Source organism: Loktanella sp. IMCC34160, assembly GCF_004145845.1.
Classification (GTDB): Bacteria; Pseudomonadota; Alphaproteobacteria; order Rhodobacterales; family Rhodobacteraceae; genus SELP01.
On sequence record NZ_SELP01000017.1, the window covers coordinates 1 to 1,190 of the forward strand.

1 protein-coding gene and 1 pseudogene are annotated in these 1,190 nt (G+C 65.9%); both read right to left on the reverse strand.

All coding sequences use genetic code 11. From position 1 onward, the window contains the following. Positions 1 to 501 (reverse strand): annotated as a pseudogene (locus EU803_RS18445) (electron transfer flavoprotein subunit alpha/FixB family protein); the annotation flags it as partial. Beyond that, positions 501 to 1,190, reverse strand: a 690-nt coding sequence (locus EU803_RS18450; RefSeq protein WP_129685608.1) for an electron transfer flavoprotein subunit beta/FixA family protein, incomplete at its 5' end; no start/stop codon positions are given. The pseudogene EU803_RS18445 and the gene EU803_RS18450, both read right to left, overlap by 1 nt.

The window sequence follows — 1,190 nt, forward strand, 5'->3', positions numbered from 1 at the left end:
GCCGATGGTTTCGACCGTGGCCGACCCGCCGGTTTCCGCGGCCTCGAAGCTCGAGGTCCGGATCGACACGACCTTGGTCGCATCGCCCGATTTCACGGTCTGGATCGCGTTGCCCGCGTAGATCGGCCGCTCGAATGTGTCGGCGTCAACCACGCCCGACACGTCCGAGATCACCATCACGTCCAGCAGCGCGGCCACCCGGGGCAGCACGTTCTTGGCATCGGTGGTGGCCGGGGCCACGATGTGGCTGTAGTCGCCGGCCAGCGACACGATCAGCGCCGCGGTCGGTTCGGCCAGCCGGTGACCCAGCGTCGCATCTTCGGCGCAGAGCACGCGGGCCACGCCCTTGATCGTCGCGGCCTCGGCGGCGGCGGCGGCGGCCGAGGCCCCGGCGCAGAGCACGGTCACATCGCCCAGCTTGCCCGCGGCGGCCACGGCCTTGGCGGTGGCGTCCATCGACAGCTCACCATTGTTGACTTCGCCCAGGAGAAGTACAGCCATCAGAGCGCCCCCGCTTCCTTGAGTTTCGATACCAGCTCGTCCACCGAGCCAACGATTTCACCGGCCTTGCGCGCCTCGGGCTCCGAGGTCGACACGATGGTCAGGCGCGGGGTGACATCGACGCCGTAATCGGCGGCGGTCTTCTCATCCAGCGGCTTCTTCTTCGCCTTCATGATGTTCGGCAAGCTCGCATAGCGCGGCTCGTTCAGGCGCAGGTCCACGGTGATGATGGCGGGCATCTTCACGGTGATGGTCTGCAGGCCCCCGTCGACCTCGCGGGTGACGGTGGCGCTGTCGCCCTCGACCGAAAGTTCCGAGGCAAAGGTGCCCTGCGACCAGCCCAAAAGCGCCGAGAGCATCTGCCCGGTGGCGTTCATGTCGTTGTCGATCGCCTGCTTGCCGCAGAGAACCAGACCCGGCTGTTCCTCTTCCACGATTTTGGCAAGGATCTTGGCAACGGCCAGCGGTTCGATGTCGGTGTGCACGTCATCGGCGGCCACAACAAGGATCGCCCGGTCGGCGCCCATGGCCAGAGCGGTGCGCAGGGTCTCCTGCGCCTGTTTCACGCCGATCGAAACCGCAACGACCTCCTCGGCCTTGCCCGCTTCCTTCAGACGGATCGCCTCTTCAACCGCAATCTCGTCGAACGGGTTCATCGACATCTTCACATTGGCAAGATCAACACCCGT